The following is a 26671-nucleotide window of genomic DNA, read 5'->3' on the forward strand; positions in this document are numbered from 1 at the left end:
CGGTACGGTCCTGGACGAGTTTGTCCGGGTGAAGATGCGCGAGACCTTCTACGAAACCGTCGATGCGTTGCAGGCCGATCTCGATGCGTGGCTCGTCCATTACAACACCGAAAGGCCCCATCTTGGCCTGCGCCATCATCTGCTTTCGAGCGCTGACAACATGGTTTTGAAACCAGCTCTTAGGGCATTCTTCATGCCTCGGCGGGCATCATCGACCCATCCCTCAATCTCCGTCGGGGTCAGATCATAAGTTCGGCTGGCCTCGTTCATCGTTGTCTTGCCTTGTAGGATCTCGATCATCAGCGCTGATTTGCGCTTGGCCGTCAAACGATTGATGCTGTCTTCCACTGGTCCACTCATCGCTACCTGTCTCCTTGTAGCAAGAGCAGATTTTCACTGAGTCGATACATCGGAGGGTAGTTACAACCAGCGCCCTATCGATTGGAAGGAAAAAGTGCCGACAGATCTCTGCCGACACCTTAAGCCTTCAACATTTATCTTAGGGGCTGGCCTCGGCGGCCCCTTTTCGAATGGCTTCCCCTAGTGGCGCTGATCAGGCCAGCATGCCCATCGGGTTTTCCAGATGGCTCACGATGCGCTCCATCAGTTGCGCGCCAAGCGCCCCGTCGATCACCCGGTGATCGACCGACAGCGTCATCGACATCACGTTGCGCACCACGACCTCGCCATTTTCCACGACCGGGGTCGGGATGCCCGCGCCGACGGCAAGGATCGCGCCATGCGGCGGGTTGATTACCGCGTCGAAATTCTCGATTCCGAACATGCCGAGGTTAGAGATCGCGAAGCTGCCGCCCTGATATTCATGTGGCGCAAGCTTCTTCGACTTGGCGCGCGCCGCCAGATCCTTCATCTCGGCGGAAAGGGCCGACAGCGTCTTTTGCTGCGCGTCCTTCAGGACCGGGGTGAAAAGCCCGCCTTCGATTGCGACGGCAACCGCCACGTCCGAGGGCTTCAGCTTCAGGATGCGGTCACCCGCCCAGACCGCGTTCGCATCCGGCACTTCCTGCAAAGCCAGCGCGCAGGCCTTGATAATGAAGTCGTTGACCGAAAGCTTCACGCCGCGGCTTTCCAGCTGCTTGTTCAGCATGGCGCGGAATTCCATCAGCGGATCCAGCTTGGCCGAGCGGCGCAGGTAGAAATGCGGGATGGTCTGCTTGGCTTCGCTGAGGCGCGCGGCGATGGTGCGGCGCATGCCGTCCAGCGCGACCTCGGTCGTCTCTCGGTCCGCATACATCTTGAGAATGGTTTCCGTCGACGGGCCAGCGGCAGCCGCTGCCGGGGCAGGGGCGGCTTTCGGGGCTTCGGCGGCTGCGGTCGCGGGTTTCGCCGCGCCGGGCTTCACGCCTTCGACATCCGCCTTGACGATGCGGCCATAGGGGCCGGAGCCGGTCACCGCAGCCAGATCAATGCCCTTGTCAGCCGCGATGCGGCGCGCCAGAGGCGAGGCAAAGATGCGGTTGCCATCGGCGGCCTTGGGCGCAGCCGGAGCCGGGGCGCTGACCGCTGCCGGGGCAGGGGCGGCAGCTTCGGCCTTGGGCGCGGCGGCTTTCGGCGCGGCGGCCGCGCCGATATCGGCGGCGCTTTCACCCTCTTCGAGCAGGACGGCGATGGCGGTGTTCACCTTCACGCCTGCGGTGCCCTCGGCGATCAGGATCTTGCCGATCTTGCCTTCGTCGACGGCCTCGAACTCCATCGTGGCCTTGTCGGTCTCGATCTCGGCGATCACATCGCCCGATTTCACCTCGTCGCCTTCCTTCACCAGCCACTTGGCCAGCGTGCCTTCCTCCATCGTGGGGGAGAGCGCGGGCATCAGGATTTCTGTCGGCATCTCGCTATCCCCTTACTTGTAGGTGACTTTTTTCACCGCCGCGACGACCTCGTCCGAGGTGATCAGGGCCAGTTTCTCAAGGTTGGCGGCATAGGGCATGGGCACGTCCTTGCCGGTGCAGTTGATCACCGGCGCGTCGAGGTAATCGAACGCGTTTTCCATGACATAGGCCGAGATGTGGTTGCCGATCGAGGCGACCGGGAAGCCCTCTTCCACCGTGACGAGGCGGTTGGTCTTCTGCACCGAGGCGATGATGCTGTCATAGTCCAGCGGGCGCAGGGTGCGCAGGTCGATCACCTCGGCATCGATGCCCTCGGCGGCCAGTTTCTCGGCGGCGTCCAGCGCGTGGCTCATGCCGATGCCGAAGCTGACGATGGTCACGTCCTTGCCCTCGCGGGCAATGCGGGCCTTACCGAAGGGGATGGTGAAGTCTTCAAGGTCAGGAACCTCGAAGCTGCGGCCATACATGATCTCGTTTTCAAGGAAGATCACCGGGTTCGGATCGCGGATCGCCTGTTTCAGCAGACCTTTCGCGTCGGCCGCCGAATAGGGCATCACAACTTTCAGGCCGGGGATCTGGGCATACCATGCCGCATAATCTTGGCTGTGCTGAGCGCCCACGCGGGCGGCGGCGCCGTTCGGACCACGGAACACCATCGGCGCACCCATCTGGCCGCCGGACATGTAGAGCGTCTTCGCGGCCGAGTTGATGATGTGGTCGATCGCCTGCATGGCGAAGTTGAAGGTCATGAACTCGACGATCGGGCGCAGCCCGCCCATCGCGGCGCCCGTGCCGATCCCGGCAAAGCCGATTTCCGAGATCGGGGTATCGACGACGCGGCGCGGGCCGAACTTGTCGAGCAGACCTTGGCTGATCTTGTAAGCGCCCTGATACTCGCCGACTTCCTCACCCATGAGGAAGACGGTTTCGTCGCGGGTCATTTCCTCTTCCATGGCCTCGCGCAGGGCTTCCCGCACGGTCATGGTCTTCATCTTGGTGCCTTCCGGCCAGTCGGGCGAGCGGTCGGCTTTCGCGGCGACCGGGGCTGCGGCGACCGGGGCCGGGGCTTCGGCTTTCGCCTCGACCGGGGCAGCGGCGGCTGCGGCGGGCTTGATGTCCTCGGCGCTTTCGCCCTCTTCGACCAGAACGGCGATGGGGGTGTTCACTTTCACGCCCTGCGCGCCCTCGGCGATCAGGATCTTGCCAAGGATGCCTTCATCCACGGCTTCGAATTCCATCGTGGCCTTGTCGGTTTCGATCTCGGCGATGATATCGCCCGACTTGACCGTATCACCTTCTTTTTTCAGCCATTTCGCAAGGGTGCCTTCCTCCATGGTCGGCGACAAAGCGGGCATCAGAATCTCGGTTGCCATCTCTTGTTTCCCCTCAGGCGTTCGCCGGCAGTTCGGCGTAGATATCGGTCCAGAGTTCCTCAAGCGCGGGTTCCGGGCTTTCCTTGGCGAACTCGGCGGATTCGTTCACGATATCCTTGATTTCCTTGTCGATGGCCTTGAGGTCATCCTCGCTGGCATGGTTGCCGGTCAGAAGCAGCTCGCGCACGTTCTCGATCGGATCACGCTCGTCGCGCATCTTCTGGACTTCCTCGCGCGAACGGTATTTCGCGGGGTCCGACATCGAGTGGCCGCGATAGCGATAGGTCATCACTTCAAGGATGTAGGGGCCCTTGCCCGCGCGGCAATGCGCCACGGCCTTTTCGCCAGCAGCCTTGACCGCCAGAACATCCATCCCATCGACTTGCTCGCCCTGAATGCCGAAAGCGGCGCCGCGCCCGTAGAAGCTGGTCGATTTGGTCGAGCGTTTGACCGAGGTTCCCATCGCGTATTGGTTGTTCTCGATCACGAAAACCACCGGCAGGGACCACAGCTCGGCCATGTTATAGGTCTCATAGACCTGACCTTGGTTGGCCGCACCGTCACCGAAATAGGTGAAAGTCACATTGTCATTGCCCAGGTACTTGTCGGCGAAGGCGAGGCCCGCGCCCAGCGGCACCTGCGCCGCGACGATGCCGTGGCCGCCATAGAAATGCTTTTCGCGGCTGAACATGTGCATCGAGCCGCCCTTGCCCTTGGAGTAGCCCCCCTCGCGCCCGGTCAATTCCGCCATCACGCCATTCGCGGACATGCCGCAAGCCAACATATGGCCGTGGTCGCGATAGGAGGTGATCCGCTTGTCGCCTTCCTTCGAGCAGGCCTCGAGGCCGACGACGACGGCTTCCTGACCGATATAGAGGTGGCAGAAGCCCCCGATCAGACCCATGCCATAAAGCTGGCCCGCCTTTTCCTCGAATCGGCGGATCAACAACATGTCGCGGTAATATTTGAGAAGCTCGTCCTTGGATATGTTGGACGGGACTTCCTTGGCTGCGGGCTTTCTGACCATGGGTGGTCCTCCTCCTAGGCGCAGGATAGTTCAGCGTTAAACTACTTCTAGAATGGAGTTCCGGCAAAAGTAAACCGGCGATCTGGAGCGCATGCGCAAAATGGCTTCGGACGGCAGAGCCTTGCCAGGCAGGTCGTCAGCGGATGATGATTTCGTCCGGCCGAAGATAGCCCAGAACGTCGCGGGCGCGCTCGTCCAGAAGGTCGAGATCCAGATATTGATCGGAAAGCCGCCGGGTCAGGTTGCGCATCCGGTCAACCTCGGCTTGCAGCTTGTCGCGCTGCGCCACCAGTTCGCGGGTATCGGCCTTGACCTGTTCGCGTCTCAGCACGCCCGACGGGCCCTGCACGGCGGCAAAGGCGAAGTAGAGGCCCAGCAGCGCCATGATGATGAAAAAGACGAAGGCGCTGATCGACAGGCGTTCCGACATCAAATCCGCTCCTGTTGTTTTGCCCGCGATGATGCCACAGCCCGGGCCAGGGGGGAATCCCGAATGCGGGCGATTGACACTGGCCGCGCCAACCCCTTCCATGGCGGCATGACCACTGCACCTCGCGCAAGGGAAAGATCCTGACGATGTTGGCACTGTTGCGCCTGATCGGGCTGGTTCTCGCGATCGAGCTGATTTTCTATTTCCTGCTCTCGGTTTACATTCGCAGCACGCGCCGCGAGGCGCTTGAGAAGGAATGGGACCGTCGGCATCCCGACCGGGCCGGACATTCCGCGGAACGGCGCGAATTCGTCCGGCGTTCGATGGTCGGGTTCGGCAAAACGCTGCGCGCCCGACTGGTCGCGCTGGTGCTCGTCCTGCCGCTGGTCACCATCGTGGTGATCATCGTGCTGGTGAATTATGAATGAGAGGAAGGCGATGCGCTGGTTCCTGACTATCCTGGGTGTCGCCTTCGGCATCACCGTCTTTCTTTTCCTCGACTACGCGCTGCCTTCGCGGCAGACGGTGCGGATCACCAATACCTATAACCGCCTGACCGAGATCGGGGCGAATTCGATCTTCTATGCCTCGCCCGATACCGGGACGGTGCAGAATGCGGCTGGCCAGCGTGATGTGCGTTTCATCGACACGGTGCGGGTGAACGGCAAGCCCTATGTCTATCGCAACGAGGATACCGGCTGGATCTGGCCGCCCTATTTCAAATATGACAGCTCGAACCTGCATGCGCAGGCGACGGATCGCAAATCGACATCGGCGGCGCCGGAATGGGTCAGCGTGACATCCTATGGCTGGCGGGTGTCATGGCTCTCGATCTATCCCAATGCAATCTCGATCCGGCCAGTGGCGGGGCCGGATGTGCGGCCCTTCAACTGGCCGGCGGTGTTGATCCTGCTGGTGCTGGGCCTGCTTTTGCTCCTGATCTGGCGGATGTGGAACCAGTTCCACGAGCGCAGCATCGAGCCCGCCATCCGCTCGGCGGACGAGACCTGGGACCGGATCGACGCACGGGCCGATGCCGCCCGCGACCGCGCCCGAGGTCGCCTGAGCCGCTGGTGGAACGGGATGAAGGGTCGGTAAGGAGCAAGCGATGCCGCAAGAACGCAATCCCGGCACGGCACTGCGCCTCGACTGGTTCGAGGGGCTGCGGATCAATACCCCGGCCAGCGAACGCCGCGCCGCCTCGCTGCCCGCCCGGCGCAGCCTGAAAAAGGAATGGCAGGCGGCCTGGCTTCTGAACGCCGTGCGCTGCATCGACCTGACCACGCTTTCGGGCGACGACACCGAGGATCGCGTGGCCCGGCTATGCGCGAAGGCACGCGCGCCGATCGAGGCCGGGCAATTGGCCGCGCTTGGCGTCGAGGGCCTGACCACTGGCGCGGTCTGCGTCTATCCGACCATGGTCGCGGCGGCGAAACGGGCGCTTGTCGGCAGTGGCGTCCCGGTCGCCTCGGTCGCGACGGGCTTTCCCGCCGGGCTGATGCCGCTGGACCTGCGGCTTGCCGAGATCCGCTTTGCCCTCGAACAGGGCGCCGATGAGATCGACATCGTCATCACCCGCGCCCATGTCCTGCGGGGCAACTGGCCCGCGCTTTACGATGAGCTTTGTGCCATGCGCGAGGCATGTGGCACGGCGCTGATGAAGGCGATCCTTGCCACGGGCGAATTGAAGACACTGGAAAATGTTGCGAAGGCCAGCCATGTCGCGATGCAGGCGGGCGCGGATTTCATCAAGACCTCGACCGGGAAAGAGCCGGTCAACGCGACCCTGCCGGTCAGCCTGACCATGCTGCGCACGATCCGCGACTATCACGACCAGACCGGATTCGCCGTGGGCTTCAAGCCGGCGGGCGGATTGCGCACCGCCAAGGATGCGCTGAACTGGCAGATCCTGATGCGCGAAGAACTGGGCCGCGACTGGCTCAGGCCCGACCTGTTCCGGATCGGGGCCAGCTCGCTTCTAGGCGATATCGAGCGGCAGATTTCACATCACGTGACGGGGCGCTATGCCGCCTCGCACCGGCTGGCAGCAGGGTAGGGCGATGCCGAGCATAGGCGAGATCATGGAAAGCATGGAATATGGCCCCTCGACCGAGGATGCGGGCGCGGTGCGCGACTGGCTGGCGGCGCGCGGCAGCTTCGGCCATTTCATCGCGGGCCGCTTCACCAAGCCGGGCGAAACCTTTGCGACACGCGACCCCTCGACCGGGGTGGAACTGGCTCAGATCAGCCAAGGGACCGAGCGCGACGTGGCCAAGGCCGTGCGCGCCGCCCGCCGCGCCGCGCGGGGCTGGGGCGCGATGGCCGGGCATGACCGGGCGCGTTTCCTTTACGCCATTGCCCGCACTATCCAGAAGCGCGAGCGCTTCCTGTCGGTGCTCGAGACGCTGGACAATGGCAAGCCGATCCGCGAAAGCCGCGATATCGATGTGCCTCTGGTCGTGCGCCATTTCTACCATCACGCGGGCTGGGCCGAGATCGCGGCTTCTGAATTTCCCGGCCATGCGCCGCTCGGCGTCTGCGGCCAGATCATCCCGTGGAACTTCCCGCTTCTGATGCTGGCATGGAAGGTCGCGCCCGCCTTGGCTGCCGGAAATACGGTCGTGCTGAAGCCCGCAGAGTTCACCCCGCTGACCGCCCTGGCCTTTGCCGAGATCTGCGCCCATGTCGGCCTGCCTGCGGGCGTGGTCAATATCGTCACCGGAGACGGTGAGACCGGGGCCGCGCTGGTCGCCGCGCCAGTGGACAAGATCGCCTTCACCGGCTCGACCGAGGTCGGGCGCGGCATTGCCCGGGCGCTTGCCGGAACGGGTCGCAAGCTGACCTTGGAACTGGGCGGCAAATCGCCCTTTGTCGTGATGGCCGATGCCGATCTGGATGCCGCGGTCGAGGGAGTCGTCGATTCGATCTGGTTCAATCAGGGGCAGGTCTGCTGCGCAGGCTCGCGCATCCTTGTCGCCGAATCCGTGGCCGAGCGTTTCGAGACCCTCTTGCGCCGCCGGATGGAGAAACTGCGCGTCGGCCCTCCGCTCGACAAATCGACCGATATCGGCGCGATCGTCGATCCGGTGCAAAAGGACCGCATCCTGTCGATTCTGGCCGAGGCGACCGGGGCCGGGGCCGAGCTGGTCGGCGGCGCGGCGCGGCAGGGTTGTTTCATCGAGCCGGGCTACCTGAAGAACATCGCTCCTGCCAATCCGGGGATACGGCAGGAAATCTTCGGCCCCATCGCCACGCTCTCGACCTTCCGCACGCCGGATGAGGCGGTGGATCTGGCGAATAACACGGTCTATGGCCTCGCGGCTTCGGTCTGGTCGGAAAGCGCGACGGTCGCGACCGATCTGGCGGGGCGGGTCAAGGCGGGCGTGGTCTGGGTGAATTGCGCCAATGTCTTCGACGCGAGCGCCCCTTTCGGCGGCGTGCGTGACAGCGGCTATGGCCGCGAGGGCGGGCGCGAGGGGATGCTGGACTATCTCGCGGCTCCGGCCGTTGACATCCTGCGCGATCCGCCCCCCGCCGCGATTTCGCCCGCGCCGCAAGGGCAGGCAGGGGATGGCGAGGGCATCGACCGCACGGTCAAGCTGTACATCGGCGGCGCGCAGAAGCGCCCCGATGGCGGCGCGAGCTATCTGGCGCAGGATGAGTTGATCCCGATCGGCAGCCGCAAGGATATTCGCAACGCCGTCGAGGCGGCGCAGGCAGGCTTGGGAAAATGGCAAGGACTGGGCGGCCATGGCCGCGCGCAGGTGCTCTATTTCCTGGCCGAGAACCTTGCGCTCAGACGCTCGGAATTCGCGGGTTATGCTTCTGGGGACGAGGTCGAGGCCGCCATTCGGCGTTGCTTTTTCTATGCCGGTTTCGCCGACAAGTTCGACGGCGCGAGTATCGCCGCCAAGCCCGGTCACCTGACCCATGTCCAGCACGAGCCGCATGGCGTCATGGGGGTCGTCGCGCCCAATGCTGCCCCGCTGGCGGCGCTAATGGCGCTGCTGATCCCGGCAATCGCGATGGGGAACGCCGTCGTGGCCGTGCCTTCGCAGGATCAGCCGATGGCCGCATTGACGCTGGCGCAGGTGCTGGCCTGCTCGGATGTGCCGGCGGGTGTGGTGAATATCGTCACCGGCCCGCGCGAGGATCTGGGCCGTGCGCTGGCCGGCCATGACGGCGTCAATGCCATATGGCAGGTCGGGCAGGGCGAAACCCGCCTCGCGATCGAGCGCGCCGCTGCCGAAACGCTGATCCCGGTCTGGTCGCCCGAACCCCGCGACTGGACAGGCCCCGCAGCGCAGGGCCGAGGTTTTCTGCGTGCGGCGGTTCGGACCAAGACGATCTGGCTGCCCTTTGGCGCATTGCCCGCCGGAACCGGCAGCGCGGCCTATTAGCCCGGCCTGAACAAGTCTCAGTGCATTGATTTTATGTGATGAAGCTGCGGAATTGTTCGCGTTGGATCGCAGGGTTTCGTATGCTTTGTGCAGAAACCTTGCGATTTCCAGGTCACCGATGAAGCCCCATTCCCGCGTCCCTGAACAGGATGACCTGCTGCGCCCGCGGCTGCTCGAGATGATCGCCGCCCGCCATGAACTGGTGAAACTCGCGGCGCTCATCGACTGGGATTTCTTCGCACGGGAATGGGCGAGCTTCTTCCCCTCGCGCCAGGGTCGACCGGCAACCTCGCTGGCCTGGTCGCGGGGCTGATGTATCTGCAGCATGCCTTCAAGCTGTCGGACGAGGCGGTCATCGCCCGTTGGGTCGAGAACCCCTACTACCAGCACTTCACAGGCGAGACGTTCTTCCAGCACCGCCCTCCGGGCGACCCGTCCTCGCTGACCCGCTGGCGCAAGCGCGTCGGCGAGTGAGGCGGGATGCGCCAACGGTCCGAGCATGCCGCCGAACGGGTGGAATGGCTTCTGACCAAGACCATCGAGGCGGGCCGGGCCTCTGGCGCGGTCAGCAACAAGAGCCTGAGGCGCGTGGCGGTCGACACGACCGTCATGGAGTTCGCAGGGGACCGTGGCCCCAGATGGGGCCGCGTAAGCCCCGAAGAACAATATCGCCCATCCGACGGACGCGCGGCTTTACGAGCGCGCCCGGGCGCTGCTGGTCGGCCTGGCGAAGGAGGCCGGGATCGAATTGCGCCAGAGCTACGCGCGGCTTGCCCCGCGTCTCGCCGCCCAGGTGGGGCGCTATGCCCATGCCCGGCAATTCAAGCGCATGCGCAAGGCCCTGCGCCAGCTCAAGGGAGGATCCGCCGCGATCTGCGCCGGCATTTGCAGGACTTTCCCGAAGGAGCCTTGCGTGACAGGGCCTTGGAGGCGCTCTGGCTGGTCGGCCGCCTGCTCGAACAGACCCCGAAGAGCAAGGACAAGATCTATTCCCTGCATGAGCCCGAGGTCGATTGCATCTCCAAGGGCAAGGCGAGGGTCCGCTACAAATTCGGCACCAAGGTCAGCCTCGCCACGACCATCGATGAGGGCTTTGTCGTCGGTGCCCGCAGCTTTCCCAGCAACCCCTATGATGGCCACACCTCGGCACCCGCGCTGGAGCAGGTCGCCATCCTGACTGACCAAGTCCCCGATCTTGCCGTCGTGGACCGCGGCTATCGCGGCCACGGCGTCAGCACCACCAAGCTTTTGATCGGCGGCACGAGACGCGGCATTACCCCGCTCCCGGCAAAGCTCCTCAGGCGACGAAGTGCCATCGAGCCGGAGATCGGACACATGAAGACCGACGGACGCCTCGCCAGATGCCCGCTGAAGGGGCGCATCGGCGATGCCGTCTTCGCCATTCTCTGTGCCTGCGGCCACAATATCCGCAAGATCCTGGCTCATCTAAGGGCGCTTTTGTCGCTGTTCCTGCAGTTGGTCGCGGCGATCCTCTGCCAGAAAAATCCCCCCATCCCGGCCACAATCGCCGCATGAAAGGTTGTTCAGGCCGGACCTATTAGGCCGAGCGTAGCCAGCCCATCCCGGCATTGGTCGAGGTGATCGGCAGATATTCGGCCCCGACCCAGCCGTCGTAACCGCTGGCCTCAAGCGCGCGCATGAAGCGGCGCAGATCCATCTGACCGGTATCGGGCTCGTGCCTGCCCGGCCAGCCCGCAATCTGGACATGTCGGGTGATGGGGGCGAGCCGCTCCCAGAAGGGCAGGATCTCGCCATGGATCATCTGTGCCTGATAGGCGTCGAATTGCAGGCCCAGATTGGGCGCACCGACCTCGGCGACGATCTCTCCGGCAAGATCGAAACTGTCGAGGAAATATCCGGGATTGTCGCGGTTGTTGATCGGCTCGATGGTCAGGCTGAGTTGCGGGGCACGGGCGGCGGCCCATTTGAGGTTCTCGACCAGGGTGCGCCGGGCATCAATGCCTTCGGCGCGGCCGGCCATGACATGCATATGCCGCGTTCGCAGGGCGGTGGCGAAGCGCAGGGCGCGGTCGAAATCGCTGCGAAAGCGCGCCTCGCCCCCCGGTTTCGCGGCAAAGCCCCGCGGACCACCCGCCCAGTTCGGCGGCGGCGCGTTCATCAGCACGAATTCCAGCCCCTCCGCGGCCGCGGCGGCGACCAGCTGCTTGACCGCGAGGTCATAGGGAAAAAGGATCTCCACCCCGTCGAAACCCGCGCGACGTGCGGCGGCGAAACGCTGGACCATGGGGAGTTCGGTAAAGAGATAGGTCAAATTGGCAGCAAAGCGCGCCATGTCATGGCTCCAGCGGAAATACCGCATTTCCCGAACGCAGAACCATGCGCCCGAGTTCATCAGGTTCGGCAAATTCGGCAAGGCGATAGAAAGTCTTGCGGTCGATCAGGGCCATCAGTCCGGCCCGCACATGAAGGTAGGGGCGGGGGGTATCGGAGGTGCCCCGGACGGTGACCGGATGGTCCAGGCCGGCCGCGATCTGATCGCCAAGATTGGTGGTGAAAAGGATGGTCGCGCCCAACTCGGCATCGACGGCGACGAATGGCGCGTCCTGAACCTTGATGCCGAGCTTTTCCACTGGCGTGACCAGGTAGTGACGCTCGCCCTCGCGTTTCAGGATCGAGGCGAAAAGCCGCACCAAAGCGGGCCGTCCGATCGGGCTACCCTCGTGATACCATGTCCCGTCGGCGCGGATCTCGATGTCGATCTCGCCGCAATAGGGCGGGTCCCAGAGGTGGACCGGGGCCGGGCCTGTTTTTGAGGCAGCGCCCGCCGCCTCTGCCAGACCTGCCACAGCACTCACGGGATTGTCAGTCTTTCCGCCCATTACCTGTGGAGCCTCGTCATTCCTCATCCTATGCTGTCCTAGATCAGAAATGAGGCATTGTCATGGCGGACGACGAGAAACTTGTTTCAGAGATTCACGAGTTGACGGCGCGATTGCATGACGCCCGCAGCAGCGTCGAGCGCCGCTTTGTCGGGCAGCACGCCGTGGTCGAGCAGGTCCTGTCGGCGATCCTCTCGGGGGGGCATGTCCTTCTGGTCGGGCAACCAGGTCTGGGCAAGACCATGCTTGTCGATACGCTTTCGACGGTGCTGGGCCTTGATAGCGCGCGGGTGCAATTCACCCCCGACCTGATGCCCGCCGATATCCTTGGCTCCGAGGTGCTTGACGTGCTGCCCGATGGCAGCCGGGCCTTCCGCTTCATCGAGGGGCCGGTCTTCACCCAGCTGCTGATGGCCGATGAGATCAACCGCGCCAGCCCCCGCACGCAATCCGCGCTGCTGCAGGCCATGCAGGAGGGCGAGGTCACCATCGGCGGCGCGCATCGCCCGCTGGGCCGTCCGTTTCATGTGCTGGCGACTCAGAACCCGATCGAGCAAGAGGGAACCTACCCTCTGCCCGAGGCGCAGCTGGACCGATTCCTGTTGCAGGTCGATGTCGATTACCCCGACCGCGAGACGGAGCGCGCGATCCTGCTGGCAACGACTGGCGTGTTGCAGGGCGCGGCGCATCCGGTCTTTGACAGCGCCGGGCTGATCGCCGCGCAGGGGCTGATCCGGCGCATGCCGGTGGGCGAATCGGTGCTGAATGCGATCCTGGACCTGGTGCGCTCGGCCCGTCCCGGCGCGCCCGAGGCCCCCGCTTGGATTTCCGACACGCTGGTCTGGGGCCCGGGGCCGCGCGCCGCGCAGGCCCTGACACTGGTCGCACGGGCCCGGGCCGCGCTGAACGGGCGATTCGCCCCGACGCTCGACGATGTCGAGGCCATGGCCGCCCCGGTCCTGCGCCATCGCATGGCGCTGGGCTTTGCCGCCCGCGCCCGCGGCGAGACCATCGAGGGCGTCATCTCGCGCCTGCTGGGCGACCGGTTGGCGGCGGCGGCGTGAACGGTTCTGCCGCCGATCTGCGCGCAAGGGCCGAGGCGGCATCGGCCGGTTTGCCCGCCTTGATGCTTTCGGCGGAACGGCTGGCCGCCAGCCTGACCTCGGGCCTGCATGGTAGGCGGCGCGCAGGCATCGGCGAGGATTTCTGGCAATACCGCCCGGCCGGTCCGGGGGACAGCGCGCGCAGCATCGACTGGCGGCGCTCGGCTCGTTCGGACGGGCAATTCGTCCGCGACCGCGAGGCCGAGATCGCGCAATCCGCGGTCATCTGGGTCTCGGCGGCGGCAGGAATGGGCTTTTCTGGCCATGCCGCGCGGCCGAGCAAGGGCGCCCGCGCGGAAGTGCTGGCGCTGGCGCTCGCCATGGCGCTCTTGCAGGGCGATGAGCGGGTCGGATTGGCCGGAGAACCGGCCCGCGCCGGACGGATGCAGGGCGAGCGCATCGCAGAGGCGCTCGTCGCCCGCACCCCGCAGGCCTCGGATGAGGATATTCCCCCAGCCGCGGCCCTGCGACCGGGCCAGCGCGTGATCCTCTTTGACGATTTTCTCGGCGATCCCGAGCCGGTTCTGGCCTATCTGGCCCGCGCGGCGGGCATGGGCGTCGTCGGTGCCATGCTGCAGGTGCTCGATCCCGATGAAGAGGCCTTTCCCTATGGCGGGGCGGTGCTGTTTCGCTCGGTCTCGGGCGCGCTCAGTCATGACACGCGCGACGCGGGCGGGCTGCGCGCGGCCTATCTGGCCCGGCTGGCCGAGCGGCGCGAACTGCTGTCCCGGGCCGCGATGGGCGCAGGCTGGCATTTCGGGTTTCACGACACCGCCATGCCCCCGGCGCAGGCGCTCCTATGGCTCTGGTCGGTGCTGGAGGGCTGATGCTGACGCTTGGCCCCATCGGTTTCCTGGCGCCCTGGCTACTGGCCGGACTGCTTGCTTTGCCGGTGATCTGGCTGATCCTGCGGGCCATGCCGCCCGCGCCGCGGCTGCAGAAATTCCCCGGCACGAGGCTGCTTCTGGGCCTGCGCGACGCGCAGCCGGTGGCGCGGCACACGCCTTGGTGGCTCTTGCTGCTTCGCGTTCTGGCGATCGCGGCGCTGATCCTCGGCTTTGCCGGGCCGGTCTGGAAACCCGCGCCCGAGCAGGCCGCGCAGGGGCCGCTGATGGTCGTCATGGATGCGGGCTGGGCGGCCGCGCCGGACTGGGCCGAGCGTCAGGCACGGGCGATCCGGGCGCTGGAGCGGGCCTCGGCGGCGGGGCAGCCCTCGGCGCTGCTGCTCGCGGATGGCAGTGCCAAGGGGATCCTGCCCTTTGAGCCCGCCGATATTCTTGCCGCGCAGCTTCGCGCAAGTCAGCCCGCTGCCTGGGAAACGGCCTATCCCACGGATATGGCGCAACTGCTTTCCGCGGCACCCGCTTCGGGCCTGTCCACGCTCTGGCTGAGCGACGGGATCGACCATCCGGGCCGCGGGGCGCTTTTATCCGCCTTGCAGCGGCGGGGGACGGTCACCGTCGTTCCTCCACCGCGGCCGCGCCTTGCGCTTGAGGCGGTCGCAGGCGATCAGCCCGCGCTGCGCATGCATCTGAGCGGGGATATCGCGCCGCCTGCGGTGCTGGCCATCGGCACGGATCCGCAGGGCACGCCGCGCCAATTGGCCCGGCTCGAGCCGGGCCCGCCGGTCGCGGCGGGAGGCGGCAGCACGAGCCGTCCGGTGCCGATCGACCTGCCCTCGGAACTGCGCAACCGCATCACCCGCTTCGAGATCGAGGGGCAGGATTCCGCGGGCGCCGTGGTTCTGGCCGATGACAGCACCCGCCGCCGCAAGGTCGCCTTGGTCGGTGACGCGCGCGCGAATGAAGGCCAGAGACTGCTGTCGCCCCTGCATTACCTGCGTCGCGCGCTGGCCCCCCGCACCGATCTGATCGAGGGTGGACTGGCCGACATGCTGCAGGCCGCACCCGATGTGGTGGTGCTGGTCGATCAGATCGCCCTGCCTGAAAGCGAGGATCTGCAGGAATGGGTCGCGGAGGGTGGATTGCTGATCCGTTTCTCGGGTCCGCGCATGGGCGGCTCGCAATATCTGGCCGATGAAGCTTTGCTGCCGGTGCGCTTGCGGGCGGGCGGGCGCGATATCGGCGGCGCGCTGAGTTGGGGCGAGCCGCGCAATATTCATGCTTTCCCCGCGGACGGCCCTTTTGCCGGTCTGTCCGTGCCCCCCGATGCCACGATCCGCGCGCAGCTTCTGGCCGAACCCTCGCCCGATCTGGCCGAGCGGACGCTGGCGGGGCTCAGCGACGGCACGCCGCTGGTCACCCGCGCGGTCATCGGGCAGGGACAGGTCGTGCTGTTTCACACCACGGCCAATGCGGAATGGTCCAATCTGGCGATCTCGGGACTTTTCGTCGAGATGCTGGACCGACTGGTCCAAACCGCCCGTGCCGGTGCCGCAACTCCCGACGCACAGGCCGGGCAGGACGTATTCTGGACGCCGCTTTTGCATCTGGACGGGTTTGGCCGCGCGCTGGAGCCACAGGATCCGGTCCCCGTTCCCGCCGAAAGCTTTGGCAAGGGCACCGCGCCGGGCATTCCCGCAGGGCTTTACCGCAGTGGTGAGCGAATCGCGGCGCTGAATGCCGGACGCCCGCTTGATCCGGCCGCTTGGCCGGGTGCCCAGATCGAACGCGGCTCCGCGCCGCAGGGCATCGATCTGCGCGGCTGGCTGCTCCTTGCGGCGGCGGTGCTCTTCGCGCTTGACGCCTTGGGCAGCGCCTGGCTCGCGCGGGGCGGGCTGCGCCGCAATCGGGGGGTGACGGCATGATCGTAAAAGCGCTTCTCGCCGTCTTAGGGCTGGGCCTTGGCGCGGCTGCACAGGCGCAGGAGCCGCCCGATCCCCGTCTGGTTACGGCCGCCGACGAGGTGGCTTTGGCCTATGTCGTGACCGGGGAGGGGCCGGTAGACACGGCGTCGGAGGCCGGGCTGCGCGGCATATCGCAGGTGCTGACGGATCGCACGACGGTCGAACCCGGCGCGCCCATCGGGATCCGTCTGGATCAGGACGATCTGTCGCTGCTGACATTTCTCTACTGGCCGGTCACCGAGAGCCAGCCCATGCCCTCGCCGCAGGCCTATCTGCGGCTCAACCGCTTCCTGCGCTCGGGCGGCATGATCCTCTTCGACACCCGGGACGGCGACATTGCCGGGCTGGGCGGGCCGGACGGGACCGAGGCGCTGCGCCGGCTTGCCGCGCCGCTCGATGTGCCTCCGCTGGCTCCGGTTCCGGCGGATCACGTTCTGACGCGCAGCTTCTATCTGCTGCAGGATTTCCCCGGCCGCTATGGCGGGCGCGAGATCTGGGCCGAAGCCCCCGCCTCGGCGGAAGAGGCCGCCGAGGGCGCGCCTTTCCGCAAGCTCAATGACGGGGTGACACCGGTGATCATCGGCGGCAATGCCTGGGCCGAGGCCTGGGCCATCGGGGAGAACGGGTTGCCGCTTTACAGCGTCGGCTCGGGGCTGGACGGCGAGAACCAGCGCGAGATGTCCTATCGTTTCGGCGTGAACCTGATCATGTATGTGCTGACCGGGAATTACAAATCCGATCAGGTCCATGTGCCCGCGCTGCTCGAACGGCTGCGGCGCGAGGAAGTGATGCAATGACCGCCATCGGCTTTGATCCGCTGCTGCCTTGGCCGGTGATCGCCACGGTCGCGCTCTTGGCGCTGGTCGTAGCGCTGTGGTCCTGGTGGCGCGGGCTGCGCGGCTGGGCGCTGCGCGGGCTCGCGGGTTTGGCCGCCGCCGCCGCTCTGGCGGGGCCGGCGCTGGAAACCGGCATCCGCGAGACGCTCAGCGATATCCTGCTGTTGATCGACGACCGGAGCGCAAGCCAAAGCCTGCCGGGTCGTGCCGCGCAGGTCGATGCCGCATTGGCCCGGCTCGAAAGTCAGGCGCTGGCCCTGCCGGGGACGGAAATCCGCCGGGTGACGCTGGGCGACGATCCCGATGGCAGCCTGCTGGGAACCGCGATCACCAAGGCGCTGGCCGCCGAGCCGCAGACCCGGGTCGCGGGCATCATCGCAGTGAGCGACGGGCTGACCCATGACCCCGCAATGATCCCCGCAGACGCGCCCGCGCCGGTCCATCTCTTGCTGACCGGCCGCCCCGAGGATTGGGACCGACGGCTCGTCATCGAGGAAGCGCCGGCTTACGGGCTGATCGACCAGCCGATCTCGATCCGCGTCCGCATCGAGGATCAGGGCCGCGTTCCCGAGGCCATCGCCTCGGCCCCGGCGCGGTTGCATATCAGCATAGACGGCGAGGATCTGCGCAGTCTGGACCTGCCGCCGGATGTCTCGCTGGATATTCCGGTCGTGCCGCGCCATGCCGGGCAGAATGTCGTCTCGATCGGCTTCGACGCGCCGCAGGCGGACATCCCCGAACTGACCGACCGCAACAATGCGGCCGCCTTGCAGATCCAGGGCGTGCGCGACCGGCTGCGCGTGCTTCTGGTCTCGGGCGAGCCGCATCCGGGCGAAAGGACATGGCGCAACCTTCTGAAATCGGATGCCAATCTGGACCTGATCCATTTCACCATCCTGCGCCCGCCGGACAAGATGGACGCCGTGCCGGTCGATGAGATGTCGCTGATCGCCTTTCCGACGCAGGAATTGTTCCTTGAGCGCATCCGCGATTTCGACCTGATCATCTTTGACCGCTATCGGGTGCGCGGTATCCTGATGCCGCAATATTTCGACAATATCCGCCGCTATGTCGAAGAGGGGGGCGCGGTCTTGGTCTCGGCCGGGCCGGAAATGTCCACGGTGGAAAGCCTGAACCTGTCGCCCTTGGGGACCATCCTGCCGGGCCGTCCGACCGGGCGGATCTATGAAGAGCCCTACTTGCCGCGGCTCAGCCCCGAGGGCGAGCGCCATCCGGTGACCGCGGGACTGAGCGGCGCCCCGCGCGAGGGCGAGGCAAGCCATTGGGGACGATGGCTGCGTATGTCTCAGGTCATCCCCGAGCCGGGCGCGCAGGTCGTCCTGACCGGGGCCGAGGGGCAGCCCTTGCTGATTCTCGACCGGGTCGGCAAGGGGCGGGTCGCGATGCTGAATTCGGATCAGGTCTGGCTTTGGGGCCGCGGCTTCGAGGGCGGCGGGCCGCAGCTCGAATTGCTGCGGCGCATCGCGCATTGGTCGATGAAGGAGCCCGATCTGGAAGAAGAGGCGCTGCTTGCCGATGTCGCCGAGGGGCTGGCCGTGACGATCACCCGGCGCAGCATGTCGCCCGAGGCCCGTCCCGTCCGCATCACCCGCCCCGACGGCCAGACCGATACGGTCGAGCTTGCGCCCGCGGGCCCGGGCCGGTTCACCGCGCGCTGGACCGCGCCGGGCGCGGGGCTCTACCGGATGACCGATGGCGAGATCAGCCGCGTGATGGCCCTTGGGCCCGCCGCGCCAAGGGAATTCGAGGAAACCGTCGCCTCGGGCGATCTGCTGGCGCCGCTTGCGGAAAAGACGCGCGGGGCAGTGCTGAATCTGTCGCAGGGCATCCCCGATCTGCGCGCGGTGCGCGAGGGACGGCAGGCCCATGGAAAGGGGATTTCGCGCAACTGGATCGCAATCACGCCACGCGGTGCCACGTCGACCACGGGCATGACCCACCGGCCGCTGCTGCCGGGCTGGGCATGGCTTGTGCTGGTCGCCGGGCTGGCGCTAGCCGGCTGGCTGGCCGAGGGGCGCTCGCTGCGTCTGCGGCGGGGCTAGGGACGGCAAACTTGCCAATTCCGCGCCTGATTGCTAGGCAATCGCGGAAAGACTTGCAAAGGACCGAACCGCTCATGGCCGCCGACGAGACCACCTATATCCCGCCGACCGAAGTCGATCTGGCCACGATCAAGCGCATTTTGCCGCATCGCTACCCGTTCCTGCTGGTCGATAAGGTGCGCGACATCGTGCCAATGAAAAGCTGCGTCGGGGTCAAGAACGTGACCTCGAACGAGCCCCATTTCGAGGGCCATTTCCCGCAGGAGCCCGTCATGCCGGGCGTGCTGATCATCGAGGCCATGGCCCAGGCCGCCGCCGTTCTGGTCGGTGTCAGCCTCGATCTGGCCGACAAGGGCATGGGCACCTATTTCATGTCCATCGACAAATGCCGTTTCCGCAACAAGGTCGTGCCGGGCGATGTGCTGGAACTGCACATGACCACGCTGCGCGGCGGCGGCAAGGTCTGGAAATTCGAAGGCCGCGCCATGGTCAACGGCGTTCTTGCCGCCGAGGCCGAGGTCATGGCCATGCTGAACCGTGGTGACAATGGCTGAGACCCTGATCCATCCCTCGGCCGTCGTGGACCCCGCCGCCAGGATCGGCGCGGGCTGCGAGATCGGGCCGTTCTGCGTCGTCGGTCCCGAGGTCACCCTCGGGGCGGGCGTGGTGCTGAAATCCCATGTCGTCGTCACAGGCGAGACCGAGATCGGCGAGGAGACGCAGATTTTCTCCTTCGCCTCGATTGGCGAAGTGCCGCAGGACCGCAAGTTCAAGGGCGAGCGCAGCCGACTGGTGATCGGCGCGCGCAATCGCATCCGCGAACATGTGACGATGAATCCCGGCACCGAAGGCGGCGGCGGCATCACCCGCGTCGGCGATGACGGGCTGTTCCTCGCGGGCAGCCATGTCGCGCATGATTGTCAGGTCGGCAATCGCGTCACCATCGTGAACCATGCCGCTCTGGCCGGCCATTGCGTCGTCGAGGATGACGTGACCATCGGCGGGCTTGCCGGTGTTCATCAATTCGTCCGCATCGGGCGCGGCGCCATGATTGGCGCGCTGACCATGGTGACGGCGGATGTGATCCCCTTTGGTCTGGTGCAGGGTCCGCGCGGGCAGCTTGACGGGCTGAATTTCGTCGGGCTGAAGCGCCGCGGTGCCTCGCGCGAGGAATTGCACGCGCTGCGCCATATGCTCTCGCGTCTGGGCGAGGGCAGCTTTCGCGACGCCGCCCGCCAGATGGCCGAGGAGGAAACCGATCCGATGGTGCGCGAAGTGCTGGACTTTATCCTTGGTCCCTCGGACCGCAACTTTTTGGCCCCCCGTTCATGAGCCGCATCGCATTGATCGCGGGCGAGGGGCGTCTGGCCTCGGCCGTCGCCGCAGCACTGGACGCGCCGCTCATCTATGCGCTGGATCACCTGAACCCCGAGGTCGAGGCCCGGCCCTTCCGGCTGGAACGCCTTGTCCCTTTCCTTGAGGAATTGACCGATCAGGGCGTGACGCAGGCGGTTTTCGCGGGCGCGATCCGGCGTCCCCGGATCGAGCCCGACCTGTTTGATCCCCGCACAATGGCCATCGTGCCGCGCATCCTGATGGGGATGCAATCGGGCGATGACGCAGCCTTGCGCGCGGTTCTGGACGTGTTCGAAGAGGCGGGCATCCATATCGTCTCGGTCGATGAGGTACTGCCGGAGCTGGTCCCCTCCGAGGGCGTGCTGGCAGGCGAGCCCGGCCCGCGCGACCAGAAGGACGCCGCCCGCGCCGCCGAGATCGTGCGCGGCATCGGTCCTCTGGATGTGGGGCAGGGGGCCGTGGTGGCGCAGGGGCTTTGCCTTGCCGTCGAGGCGCTGCCGGGCACCCAGGCTATGCTGGAATTCGCGGCGCTTCATGCCGGGCTGAAGCCGGATCCGAACGGGGCCAAAGGCGTTCTCTACAAGGCGCCGAAACCCGGTCAGGACCGTCGCATCGACCTGCCGACCATCGGTCCCGATACCGTGCGACAGGCCGCCGCCGCGGGGCTTGGCGGCATCGCATGGGAGGCGGGCAGCGCGATCCTGCTGGAACGCGAGGCGGCTATCGCCGCCGCCAAGGAAGCCGGGCTGTTTCTCTGGTCCCGGGCATGACGGCTGGCCGCGGCACTGTCCGCGGCCCGCATGAGACGGCCAGTGGGGCAGGGTGATGAAGTTCTTTGTGATCGCGGGCGAGCCTTCGGGCGACAATCTGGGCGGGCCATTGATGGACGGGCTGAAACGCTTGGACCCGGCGGCCGAGTTCCTTGGCGTCGGCGGCCCGGCCATGGCGGGCGAGGGCCTCGAAAGCCTTTTCCCGATGGAAGAACTTTCGGTCATGGGCATCGTCGAGGTGCTGCCGAAATACCGCCAGCTCAAGGCCCGGATCAGCCAGACGGCGCTGGCCGTCGCCGAGGCCCGGCCCGATGTGCTGATCACCATCGACAGCCCGGATTTCTGCCTGCGCGTCGCGCGCGAGGCCCGCGCCCTGATGCCGGATCTGCGCACGATCCATTACGTCGCACCCTCGGTCTGGGCCTGGCGCTCGGGCCGGGCCCAGAAAATGGCCAAGGTCATCGACCATGTGCTGGCGATCCTGCCCTTTGAGCCGCCCTATATGCAGGCCGCGGGCATGAGTTGCGATTTCGTCGGTCATCCGATTGCCACCGCCCCCCTCGCCGATAAGGCGCAGGGCGCGGCATTCCGCGAGGCGCATGGCATCGCGCCGGACGCGCCCTTGATCCTTTGCCTGCCCGGCTCGCGCCGGGGCGAGGTCTCGCGCCTCGGACCACGTTTCGACGAGGCGCTGATGCAGCTGCGTGACCGCGTGCCCGAAATCCGCGTGGTGATCCCCACGGTGCGCGGCGTCGCGGGGCTGGTCCATGACATGACGCGGCGCTGGCCCACCGCCCCCATCGTCGTCGAGAATGCCGATGAGCGGCGCGCCGCCTTTGCCGCGGCCGATCTGGCGCTGGCGGCCTCGGGGACGGTCAGCCTTGATCTGGCTGCAAATGACGTGCCGATGGTGATCGGATATGACGTCGCGCCGCTGAGCCGGGCGCTGATCGGATTGCTGCTCAAGACCGATACGGTGACGCTGGTGAACCTCGTCAGCGAAAGCCGCGTCGTGCCCGAATTCCTTGGCCGCAAATGCCAACCCGGGCCGATGTCCAAGGCGCTCTACGACCTGATCGAAAACCCCAAGGCCCGCGCCGCGCAGCACGACGCCATGACGCTGACGATGGAGCGGCTGGGCCGCGGCGGCGAGGCTCCGGGGATGCGCGCGGCCCGCTCGGTCATGGCGGCGATGGGTGCCGAGCGGCGGGCGGGATGATCCCGGCCGCACGGCGATGCCACAGCGGCATCGTGCCCGATCCGGCGCGCCACGCGCTTTTCTTGGCTGCGTCTTGTCATCTCTGACGAAATCGCATCATCCTTGCAGCCAGTCATGAGGAAAGCGGAGGTCGCCCAAGGGCGGTGATGTGATCGGATGCAGGTCTTGGTCGAGGATGAAAATTGCCTGGTCACCGCCGATATGTCCCGCATCGCCGAGGCTGAAAAGGTCATCGTCAGCTTTACCGGCGTCGGGCATGGCATGGGCGGGATCGACGTCCAGCAGGTCGAGTTTGCCGGATCCGCCTCGCGCCATGGGGTTCTCGTATCGGTCATCGACCGCAAGCGAAGCTGGGGAAACGGTCTCGATCTGCCCGGCATCGTGGCGCGGATCACCGCTCTGGCTGCGGGACGGCCCATTCTGACGCTTGGCAACAGCATGGGCGGGTTTCTGGCCATTCTCTTCAGCACGCCCCTGAATGCCGAAAGATGTGTGGCGATCGCCGCGCAATATTCCGTCTCGCCCGCGGTCCTGCCGGATGAGCGGCGATGGCGCAGCTATCGTCGCGCGATCACGGTCTGGCAGCATCCGAGCCTCGACGGGGCCTTCAATCCGCATACGCTTTACACCACCTTGAACGGAGGATTCCCGCAGGACCGCCGCCATTGGCGACGATTTCCCGATCTCGAGAATGCGCGGCACTATGTCCTGAAGGGCGTGAAGCACAATGTTGCGCCGCATCTCAAGGACAAGGGCCAATTGTCTGCGGTTCTTGACCATGCCCTTGCCGGTCCCTGGAATGAGGATCTCATTTCCGGCGGGTATCTGTCGGTCCCGGCGCGGCGTCATCTCGCCAGAGCGTGATGCGCGCGTCCCGGCGGAGGGGGCGGCGGCGAGGTCTTGGCCCCGCGCGCCGCCAGTGGTGCAGGTGTCAGGCTCAGTTCTGAGCGGCGACCACGATGATCTCGACCTTGTAATCGGGGGTCGCCAGCGCCGATTCGCCGGTGGCGCGGGCGGGGGCATGACCGGCCGGGACCCAGGCGTCCCAGACCGCGTTCATCTCGGCGAAATCGGACATGTCGGCCATCCAGATCTGGGCCGAGAGGATGCGGGTCTTGTCCGTTCCGCATTCGGCGAGCAGGCGGTCGATCTGGGCCAGAACTTCAACGGTCTGGTTGGTCACGCTGTCGCCGGGCTTGCCGACCTGGCCTGCCAGATAGACGGTGCCGTTATGAATGACGGCCTGGCTCATGCGGGCGCCGGTCTCGATGCGGGTGATGTCGGACATGGGGCTTCCTTTCATTTGGTTCCGGCTAGAATTGCCGGCAGATAGCCGGACCGTCATGCCAAAGCTGCGCGGCACGATCAATCCCAAGCCTCATCGCGATCAAGCCGTTGATATCCGGAAGAACTGACGGCATCGTCGCCACGGGGCATCGCATCAGGTGCCGCCCCGCAAGATCGGGCCGCGTCGCAAGCCGAGGGATGAGCATGGATGTCGTTGGAATTTGCAGGTTTTCCCTGCTCGGGCGCGGCGACTGGAAGGCGTTTCGCGGCATTTCGGACGAAGAGGCCGAACGGGTCTATGCCAAACAGGCCGAGTTGCTGTTCAGGCCCGAGCGGCTTGAAGCCCGGTTGGCGACATTCGAGCATCTGACGCTGGCTTCGATGGCCGGTCAGTCGGATCCGAATTTTCATTTCCTCGTCCTGGCCTCGGAACTCATGCCGGCAGGCTATCGAGAGCGGCTCAGTGCCATCTGTGCCCCGCATCCGCAGGTTTCGCTGCGGTTCTTTCCGATCATCAACACCGCCAAGGCGCAGGAGCGGCTTTTTCAGGAACTTGGCCTGACATACGATCAGGCATTGCAGTTCCGGCTGGATGACGATGATTGTGTGTCCTTCGACTATGTCGAAAAGATGCGCCAGTTCAGCGAGGCTCTGGCCCCTCTGGATCAGCCTTTTTCGCTGAGCTTCAGCAATGTGCTGTTCGTGCAGACGGGTGACGCGGGCGGCAGCGCATTCCTGAAGCGGCTGCCATTCATGAGCGCGGGTCCGGCCTTGCGTCACAGTGAATCGATCTTCCGGTTCGGGCATCTGTCGCTGGGACGGCGCTTTGCCTCGCTCGTCATTCCCGGTGGCTGCGCGCTTGTGACCAAGCATGACGGCAATGACAGCATGTTCCGGCCCGGCCAGCGCGGCATGAGCAAGCTTTCGCCGCGCCAGCGCGACGATCTGCTGGAGCGCTTTTTTCCGTTCCTGTCGGATCAGGCAAAGGATCTTGCCGGGTTCATGTGAGCCGGCGGCACGAGGCAAGATGATCGCCACCCATGCCGGAACCCGCCACCGGATGTGCCGGATCGGGTGTGTGACAAGTGGCAAAGGTTCCGGAGTTGGTAGGCGCGGAGGGATTTGAACCCCCAACCAAGGCGTTATGAGCGCCCTGCTCTGACCGTTGAGCTACGCGCCCCCGTCCGTGACCTAAACCGGCAGGGGTCGGCAGGTCAAGCGCCGAGCGACGCAGGCGCTCGATGCAGATGCGGGCTTGCAGCGCGCGGGCGCTCCGGGCCGTAGTTCCGGCACTTCACTGCCAGCATCGGTCCGCTTTCGCGGATCCATCGGCAGTTAGATCGTGAGGCAGCTGGGGGCGATCGATCTCAAATCCTCGGGCAGGTTGGGCCTGGCCGCGATCGTCATAAGGCGCGATGAGAGCGATGAAACCGCGCCCGTATTGTCCTGCGCCAAAGCGACAAAGGGATCAGAAAGGAACAATTTCCGCCGGCCGGCGTCTATCGCCATGCGGCGACTGGCAATGCGCCTGACAGGCAGAAAAGATCTAAATATCAAGGGGATGATCTGGTGCGCCTAGAGGGAAAAGATTGGAACACCCTCTTTGACACTCTGCAAGAGTGGGAAGCACATCTCGCACAGTATGATCTGAACGATCTGCGGTGCGAAAATGACGAAATCGCGCCATAATTTCAATCCGATAGCCAAGGGCAAGACCCCGCCGCCGTTCTCGTTGCGGCTCAGCTTCGAGGAACGGGCGAAGCTGGAAGAGGCTGCCAACGGCGTGCCGCTGGGCGCGTATATCAAAGCCAAGCTGTTCGAGGGTGATCTGCCGAAGGTGCGGCGGCGTGGTGCGAAGCCGCTGGCCGACCATCAGGCGCTGGCGAGGGTGCTGGCCGCGCTTGGTGGGTCGCGGCTCTCGCAGAACCTCAACCAGTTGGCGCGGGCGGTGAATACCGGCACGCTGCCTGTGCATCCCGAGACCGAAGAGGAAATCAAACAGGCTTGCCAGGAAGTCATGGCGATCCGCGCCGAGTTGCTGCGTGCGCTCGGCATGGATGGAGGCGCGCCATGATCCTGAAAGGCAATGAACGCGGGAACGGGCGCGAACTGGCAAACCATCTGATGCGCGGGAGCGAGAACGAGCATATCGAGCTTCATGATCTGCGTGGCTTCGCTGCGGACGATCTGTTTGGCGCGATGCACGAAAGCGAGGCTATCGCCAAGGGCACGCGCTGCCAGAAACATCTGTTCTCGCTCTCGCTCAGCCCGCCCCAGCATGAAGATGTGCCGGTCGAAGCGTTCGAGCAGGCCATCGGCAGGATCGAGCAGCAACTCGGCCTGGAAGGCCAGCCCCGCGCAATAGTCTTTCACGAGAAGGAAGGCCGCCGCCATGCTCATGCCGTCTGGAGCCGGATTGACGGCGAGGAGATGAAGGCCATCAACTTGCCTTTCTACAAACGCGCGCTGAACGGCATCGCGCGCGACCTCTACCTTGAGCATGGCTGGGAAATGCCCAAGGGCTTCCGCGATCAGCGCCAGCGCGATCCGTTCAGCTTCACCCGCGAGGAATGGCAACAGGCCAAACGCACGCACCAAGACCCGAAGGCCATCAAGCAGACATTGCAGGAATGCTGGAACGGTTCCGACAATCGCGCAGCGTTTGAGGCGGCGCTGCGCGAACGCGGCTATTTCCTCGCTCGCGGTGACAAGCGCGGTTACGTCGCTGTGGATTGGCGCGGTGAGATTTATTCGCTTAGCCGCAGCGTTGGCGCGAAGGCGAAAGAGCTCAAAGAGCGGCTGGGGGATGCGCGGGAGTTGCCGTCGCTCGATGAGGCCAAGGCGCGGATCGCGGAGAAACTGACGCCCAAGCTGCAGGCATGGATGCAGGAAGAACAGGCTAGAGCCGAGAAGGCTGGCCTGGCCGCGCAGTTCCAGCGCGAGCAAATGGTACAGCGCCACCGGCAAGTGCGGGACGGGCTCAAGACCCAGCAACAAGAGCGCTGGCTGGATGAGGAACGCAAATGGGCGGCGCGCACGCCACGCGGCCTGAAAGGCCTTTGGGGCTGGATCACCGGCAAGAACCGCAAGATCAGGCAGGAAAACGAGACCGAGATCGCCAGAGCGCAGGCGCGCGACCGCGCCGAAAAGCAAACGGTGATCGAACGCCAGCTGTCCACTTAACCTTCTTTCCGTGCTATTTTCGGGAAGGAGGAACAGCCGATGGGACAGTCATCGACAGTGAAGAGGGGACCGCCGCGTGATGCCGCGAGCAAGGTCGCGCAGCAGCG

General features: G+C 65.5%; 25 protein-coding genes, 1 tRNA gene and 2 pseudogenes. 19 read left to right on the forward strand and 9 right to left on the reverse strand.

Annotated elements, in window-relative coordinates; genetic code table 11:
* A pseudogene (locus ESZ60_RS18470) lies at window positions 1-136 on the forward strand (integrase core domain-containing protein); the annotation flags it as partial.
* On the opposite strand, the gene ESZ60_RS18475 reads toward ESZ60_RS18470, so the two are convergent.
* From ESZ60_RS18475 to ESZ60_RS18495, 5 genes are all read right to left on the reverse strand, one after another.
* Window positions 136-348: a DUF1153 domain-containing protein gene (locus ESZ60_RS18475; protein WP_245155778.1), complete on the reverse strand. Its 213-nt coding sequence runs from the start codon at window positions 346-348 to the stop codon at window positions 136-138. The pseudogene ESZ60_RS18470 and the gene ESZ60_RS18475 overlap by 1 nt on opposite strands.
* A gap of 205 nt (window positions 349-553) precedes the next feature.
* Window positions 554-1849 (reverse strand): pyruvate dehydrogenase complex dihydrolipoamide acetyltransferase, encoded by a 1296-nt coding sequence (locus ESZ60_RS18480; protein WP_134682180.1) that lies wholly within the window; start codon window positions 1847-1849, stop codon window positions 554-556.
* Between the two features lie 12 nt (window positions 1850-1861).
* Window positions 1862-3223: a pyruvate dehydrogenase complex E1 component subunit beta gene (locus ESZ60_RS18485; RefSeq protein WP_134682181.1), complete on the reverse strand. Its 1362-nt coding sequence runs from the start codon at window positions 3221-3223 to the stop codon at window positions 1862-1864.
* A 13-nt stretch (window positions 3224-3236) separates the two neighbouring features.
* Window positions 3237-4250: a pyruvate dehydrogenase (acetyl-transferring) E1 component subunit alpha gene (gene pdhA, locus ESZ60_RS18490; RefSeq protein WP_134682182.1), complete on the reverse strand. Its 1014-nt coding sequence runs from the start codon at window positions 4248-4250 to the stop codon at window positions 3237-3239.
* A gap of 136 nt (window positions 4251-4386) precedes the next feature.
* On the reverse strand, window positions 4387-4680 hold the full coding sequence (locus ESZ60_RS18495) for an FtsB family cell division protein (protein WP_134682183.1): 294 nt from the start codon (window positions 4678-4680) through the stop codon (window positions 4387-4389).
* A gap of 146 nt (window positions 4681-4826) precedes the next feature.
* On the opposite strand from ESZ60_RS18495, the gene ESZ60_RS18500 reads away from it, so the two are divergent.
* The 5 genes and pseudogenes from ESZ60_RS18500 (at window position 4827) to ESZ60_RS18520 (ending at window position 10616) form a co-directional block, all read left to right on the forward strand.
* Window positions 4827-5108, forward strand: coding sequence for a hypothetical protein (locus ESZ60_RS18500; RefSeq protein WP_134682184.1), 282 nt, complete (start codon window positions 4827-4829; stop codon window positions 5106-5108).
* Window positions 5109-5118: 10 nt separating this feature from the next.
* The gene (locus tag ESZ60_RS18505) at window positions 5119-5778 is read left to right on the forward strand and encodes a DUF1523 family protein (RefSeq protein ID WP_134682199.1); all 660 of its coding nucleotides are present in this window, start codon (window positions 5119-5121) and stop codon (window positions 5776-5778) included.
* Between the two features lie 10 nt (window positions 5779-5788).
* Window positions 5789-6736, forward strand: coding sequence for a deoxyribose-phosphate aldolase (gene deoC, locus ESZ60_RS18510; RefSeq protein WP_134682185.1), 948 nt, complete (start codon window positions 5789-5791; stop codon window positions 6734-6736).
* Window positions 6737-6740: 4 nt separating this feature from the next.
* Window positions 6741-9080 carry an aldehyde dehydrogenase family protein gene (locus ESZ60_RS18515; protein ID WP_134682186.1) on the forward strand — a complete coding sequence of 780 codons (2340 nt, stop codon included), beginning with the start codon at window positions 6741-6743 and terminating at the stop codon, window positions 9078-9080.
* Window positions 9081-9198: 118 nt separating this feature from the next.
* A pseudogene (locus ESZ60_RS18520) lies at window positions 9199-10616 on the forward strand (IS5 family transposase).
* 22 nt (window positions 10617-10638) lie between these two features.
* Here ESZ60_RS18520 and ESZ60_RS18525 read toward each other — a convergent pair.
* Both ESZ60_RS18525 and ESZ60_RS18530 read right to left on the reverse strand, forming a co-directional pair.
* A complete protein-coding gene (locus tag ESZ60_RS18525) occupies window positions 10639-11394 on the reverse strand; it encodes a hydroxypyruvate isomerase family protein (RefSeq protein WP_134682187.1) in 756 nt (251 codons plus the stop codon).
* Between the two features lies 1 nt (window position 11395).
* A complete protein-coding gene (locus ESZ60_RS18530) occupies window positions 11396-11941 on the reverse strand; it encodes a DUF1285 domain-containing protein (RefSeq protein ID WP_134682200.1) in 546 nt (181 codons plus the stop codon).
* A gap of 62 nt (window positions 11942-12003) precedes the next feature.
* Here ESZ60_RS18530 and ESZ60_RS18535 point away from each other — a divergent pair, with 62 nt between their 5' ends.
* The 10 genes from ESZ60_RS18535 (at window position 12004) to ESZ60_RS18575 (ending at window position 22958) form a co-directional block, all read left to right on the forward strand.
* On the forward strand, window positions 12004-13005 hold the full coding sequence (locus ESZ60_RS18535; protein WP_134682188.1) for an AAA family ATPase: 1002 nt from the start codon (window positions 12004-12006) through the stop codon (window positions 13003-13005).
* Window positions 13002-13871, forward strand: a complete 870-nt coding sequence (locus ESZ60_RS18540) for a DUF58 domain-containing protein (protein WP_134682189.1) — start codon at window positions 13002-13004, stop codon at window positions 13869-13871. The genes ESZ60_RS18535 and ESZ60_RS18540 overlap by 4 nt, the downstream gene beginning before the upstream one ends.
* A complete protein-coding gene (locus tag ESZ60_RS18545; protein WP_342365251.1) occupies window positions 13871-15811 on the forward strand; it encodes a BatA domain-containing protein in 1941 nt (646 codons plus the stop codon). Before ESZ60_RS18540 ends, ESZ60_RS18545 begins: the two co-directional genes overlap by 1 nt.
* Window positions 15808-16647, forward strand: coding sequence for a DUF4159 domain-containing protein (locus ESZ60_RS21810; RefSeq protein WP_342365252.1), 840 nt, complete (start codon window positions 15808-15810; stop codon window positions 16645-16647). The genes ESZ60_RS18545 and ESZ60_RS21810 overlap by 4 nt, the downstream gene beginning before the upstream one ends.
* Window positions 16644-18749 (forward strand): hypothetical protein, encoded by a 2106-nt coding sequence (locus ESZ60_RS18550; RefSeq protein ID WP_134682190.1) that lies wholly within the window; start codon window positions 16644-16646, stop codon window positions 18747-18749. The genes ESZ60_RS21810 and ESZ60_RS18550 overlap by 4 nt, the downstream gene beginning before the upstream one ends.
* A gap of 74 nt (window positions 18750-18823) precedes the next feature.
* A complete protein-coding gene (fabZ, locus tag ESZ60_RS18555; RefSeq protein WP_134682201.1) occupies window positions 18824-19303 on the forward strand; it encodes a 3-hydroxyacyl-ACP dehydratase FabZ in 480 nt (159 codons plus the stop codon).
* Window positions 19296-20081, forward strand: coding sequence for an acyl-ACP--UDP-N-acetylglucosamine O-acyltransferase (lpxA, locus tag ESZ60_RS18560; RefSeq protein WP_134682191.1), 786 nt, complete (start codon window positions 19296-19298; stop codon window positions 20079-20081). The genes fabZ and lpxA overlap by 8 nt, the downstream gene beginning before the upstream one ends.
* Complete coding sequence (locus ESZ60_RS18565; protein ID WP_134682192.1) at window positions 20078-20875, forward strand: LpxI family protein; 798 nt, start codon at window positions 20078-20080, stop codon at window positions 20873-20875. The genes lpxA and ESZ60_RS18565 overlap by 4 nt, the downstream gene beginning before the upstream one ends.
* A 55-nt stretch (window positions 20876-20930) precedes the next feature.
* Complete coding sequence (gene lpxB / locus ESZ60_RS18570; RefSeq protein ID WP_134682193.1) at window positions 20931-22094, forward strand: lipid-A-disaccharide synthase; 1164 nt, start codon at window positions 20931-20933, stop codon at window positions 22092-22094.
* A gap of 156 nt (window positions 22095-22250) precedes the next feature.
* Window positions 22251-22958: an alpha/beta fold hydrolase gene (locus tag ESZ60_RS18575; protein ID WP_134682194.1), complete on the forward strand. Its 708-nt coding sequence runs from the start codon at window positions 22251-22253 to the stop codon at window positions 22956-22958.
* A 73-nt stretch (window positions 22959-23031) separates the two neighbouring features.
* On the opposite strand, the gene ESZ60_RS18580 is transcribed toward ESZ60_RS18575, so the two are convergent.
* Window positions 23032-23382 carry a RidA family protein gene (locus tag ESZ60_RS18580; protein ID WP_134682195.1) on the reverse strand — a complete coding sequence of 117 codons (351 nt, stop codon included), beginning with the start codon at window positions 23380-23382 and terminating at the stop codon, window positions 23032-23034.
* Window positions 23383-23585: 203 nt separating this feature from the next.
* Here ESZ60_RS18580 and ESZ60_RS18585 point away from each other — a divergent pair, with 203 nt between their 5' ends.
* Window positions 23586-24389, forward strand: a complete 804-nt coding sequence (locus ESZ60_RS18585; protein ID WP_167620226.1) for a glycosyltransferase — start codon at window positions 23586-23588, stop codon at window positions 24387-24389.
* Between the two features lie 96 nt (window positions 24390-24485).
* On the opposite strand, the gene ESZ60_RS18590 is transcribed toward ESZ60_RS18585, so the two are convergent.
* A tRNA-Ile gene (locus tag ESZ60_RS18590) sits at window positions 24486-24561 on the reverse strand.
* 489 nt (window positions 24562-25050) lie between these two features.
* Here ESZ60_RS18590 and mobC point away from each other — a divergent pair.
* Together mobC and ESZ60_RS18600 are read left to right on the forward strand one after the other, a co-directional pair.
* Window positions 25051-25455: a plasmid mobilization relaxosome protein MobC gene (gene mobC / locus ESZ60_RS18595; RefSeq protein WP_134682197.1), complete on the forward strand. Its 405-nt coding sequence runs from the start codon at window positions 25051-25053 to the stop codon at window positions 25453-25455.
* Entirely contained in the window at window positions 25452-26564 is a 1113-nt protein-coding gene (locus ESZ60_RS18600; protein ID WP_134682198.1) for a relaxase/mobilization nuclease domain-containing protein, read from the forward strand. Before mobC ends, ESZ60_RS18600 begins: the two co-directional genes overlap by 4 nt.
* The last annotated feature ends 107 nt before the right edge of the window (window positions 26565-26671 follow it).

The organism is Paracoccus ravus, assembly GCF_004522175.1.
Taxonomy (GTDB): domain Bacteria; phylum Pseudomonadota; class Alphaproteobacteria; order Rhodobacterales; family Rhodobacteraceae; genus Paracoccus; species Paracoccus ravus.

Coding starts and splice junctions, on each gene's coding strand:
- ESZ60_RS18480 (WP_134682180.1), bottom strand. CDS start 1,849: ATGCCGACAGAAATCCTGATGCCCGCGCTCTCCCCCACGATGGAGGAA.
- ESZ60_RS18485 (WP_134682181.1), bottom strand. CDS start 3,223: ATGGCAACCGAGATTCTGATGCCCGCTTTGTCGCCGACCATGGAGGAA.
- pdhA (WP_134682182.1), bottom strand. CDS start 4,250: ATGGTCAGAAAGCCCGCAGCCAAGGAAGTCCCGTCCAACATATCCAAG.
- ESZ60_RS18495 (WP_134682183.1), bottom strand. CDS start 4,680: ATGTCGGAACGCCTGTCGATCAGCGCCTTCGTCTTTTTCATCATCATG.
- ESZ60_RS18500 (WP_134682184.1), top strand. CDS start 4,827: ATGTTGGCACTGTTGCGCCTGATCGGGCTGGTTCTCGCGATCGAGCTG.
- ESZ60_RS18505 (WP_134682199.1), top strand. CDS start 5,119: ATGCGCTGGTTCCTGACTATCCTGGGTGTCGCCTTCGGCATCACCGTC.
- deoC (WP_134682185.1), top strand. CDS start 5,789: ATGCCGCAAGAACGCAATCCCGGCACGGCACTGCGCCTCGACTGGTTC.
- ESZ60_RS18515 (WP_134682186.1), top strand. CDS start 6,741: ATGCCGAGCATAGGCGAGATCATGGAAAGCATGGAATATGGCCCCTCG.
- ESZ60_RS18525 (WP_134682187.1), bottom strand. CDS start 11,394: ATGGCGCGCTTTGCTGCCAATTTGACCTATCTCTTTACCGAACTCCCC.
- ESZ60_RS18530 (WP_134682200.1), bottom strand. CDS start 11,941: ATGGGCGGAAAGACTGACAATCCCGTGAGTGCTGTGGCAGGTCTGGCA.
- ESZ60_RS18535 (WP_134682188.1), top strand. CDS start 12,004: ATGGCGGACGACGAGAAACTTGTTTCAGAGATTCACGAGTTGACGGCG.
- ESZ60_RS18545 (WP_342365251.1), top strand. CDS start 13,871: ATGCTGACGCTTGGCCCCATCGGTTTCCTGGCGCCCTGGCTACTGGCC.
- ESZ60_RS21810 (WP_342365252.1), top strand. CDS start 15,808: ATGATCGTAAAAGCGCTTCTCGCCGTCTTAGGGCTGGGCCTTGGCGCG.
- ESZ60_RS18550 (WP_134682190.1), top strand. CDS start 16,644: ATGACCGCCATCGGCTTTGATCCGCTGCTGCCTTGGCCGGTGATCGCC.
- fabZ (WP_134682201.1), top strand. CDS start 18,824: ATGGCCGCCGACGAGACCACCTATATCCCGCCGACCGAAGTCGATCTG.
- lpxA (WP_134682191.1), top strand. CDS start 19,296: ATGGCTGAGACCCTGATCCATCCCTCGGCCGTCGTGGACCCCGCCGCC.
- ESZ60_RS18565 (WP_134682192.1), top strand. CDS start 20,078: ATGAGCCGCATCGCATTGATCGCGGGCGAGGGGCGTCTGGCCTCGGCC.
- lpxB (WP_134682193.1), top strand. CDS start 20,931: ATGAAGTTCTTTGTGATCGCGGGCGAGCCTTCGGGCGACAATCTGGGC.
- ESZ60_RS18575 (WP_134682194.1), top strand. CDS start 22,251: ATGCAGGTCTTGGTCGAGGATGAAAATTGCCTGGTCACCGCCGATATG.
- ESZ60_RS18580 (WP_134682195.1), bottom strand. CDS start 23,382: ATGTCCGACATCACCCGCATCGAGACCGGCGCCCGCATGAGCCAGGCC.
- ESZ60_RS18585 (WP_167620226.1), top strand. CDS start 23,586: ATGGATGTCGTTGGAATTTGCAGGTTTTCCCTGCTCGGGCGCGGCGAC.
- mobC (WP_134682197.1), top strand. CDS start 25,051: ATGACGAAATCGCGCCATAATTTCAATCCGATAGCCAAGGGCAAGACC.
- ESZ60_RS18600 (WP_134682198.1), top strand. CDS start 25,452: ATGATCCTGAAAGGCAATGAACGCGGGAACGGGCGCGAACTGGCAAAC.